The sequence below is a fragment of the Micromonospora sp. ATLC20 genome, from assembly GCF_057196585.1.
Genome location: NZ_JBXUOV010000383.1, coordinates 1 through 1,156 on the forward strand (window position 1 = coordinate 1; position 1,156 = coordinate 1,156).

Annotated in this window: 1 protein-coding gene and 1 pseudogene; both read right to left on the reverse strand. The window is 77.1% G+C overall.

What is annotated here, in order from left to right:
• Positions 1–18: 18 nt before the first annotated feature.
• Positions 19–717, reverse strand: a complete 699-nt coding sequence (locus AC2CHG_RS31470; protein ID WP_484526216.1) for a Pr6Pr family membrane protein — start codon at positions 715–717, stop codon at positions 19–21.
• A gap of 62 nt (positions 718–779) precedes the next feature.
• Positions 780–1,156, reverse strand: a pseudogene (locus tag AC2CHG_RS31475) (hypothetical protein); the annotation flags it as partial.

The window sequence follows — 1,156 nt, forward strand, 5'->3', positions numbered from 1 at the left end:
CCTGATCCGCCGGGCCGCTCAGGCCGAGCTGGTGGTCTCCCGCTGGACCACCGGCGGCTCGTCCGGCCCGGCCGTGGCCGGCGGCCCCACCGCGCCGGGCGTGGCCGGTGGGGTCGCCGGTTCGGCGCGCCCGGCCCGGGCGAGCAGCCGGTCCACGCCCACGAACAGCAGGCCCAGCAGCCAGAACACCGTGGCGAACCCGACCGCGCTGACCGCCAACCCGTCGTAACCGAGCTCGCCCGCGTCGATGAACGGGTACGGGTACCTGTCCACGATCAGGCCGCGTACCAGCGCGAACCCGAGGTATCCGAGCGGGAACACCAGCCACCAGGCGGCGTACCGGGGGCGCAGCCGGCCGCGCCTGTCGAACAGCGCCCAGTCGGCGACCGCCAGCAGCGGCACCACGGTGTGCAGGAACTGGTTGCCCCACCACTCACCCGGTTGCCGGTCCGGCTGGGCCATCGCGAACGGGCTGGCCGGGTTGGCCAGCACCAGGTGGTAGACGGTGCCGGTGATGGTGATGTAGAGGGTCACCGCTCCCTTGAGGGCACTCGGCGGCTCGGGCCGGTCGCGCAGCGCGCACCAGGCGGCGTACCCGGCGAGGACGCCGACCGCCACGTTGCTCTGGATGGTGAAGTACGGCAGCAGGCCGGTCACCGTGGCCGGGCCGAGCGCGGTGAGGACGATGCCGGCCAGCACGGCGAGCACCACCGCCACACGGAGGAGGATCGCCGATCGGCGACGCCGGGGGGTCACGCGGGCAAGTTACCAGCCGGTCGTCAACCGGCCCGCCGCCCGGGCGGGGTGCCCGACGGCGGCCCGGCGTGCTCCGGCGCCGGGACGTCCACGCCCGGCGGTCCGCCGGACGGGTGGACCGGGTGCGCGGTCCGGCCGCCGCCTGGTCCGCCGTCGGCCCGGCCCGGCGGATCGTCGTCGCCCAGCAGCCCGGCGCAGTAGTCGGGCACCCGGTCGTGGCCCCCGGCGGCGGTGACGAGGTCGCTGAAGGCGGGTGTGGCGAGGGCGCGTCCCCGGTCCGGTTCGGCGAGCGCCCGGTACGCGACGCACAGTCCCGGCGGTGCGGACGGCTGCGGTGTCCCGGGGCCCGGCGAGCCGGTCGGCCGGGCGGGTCGGGTCTCCGGCGCGGGCGGCGCGGTGC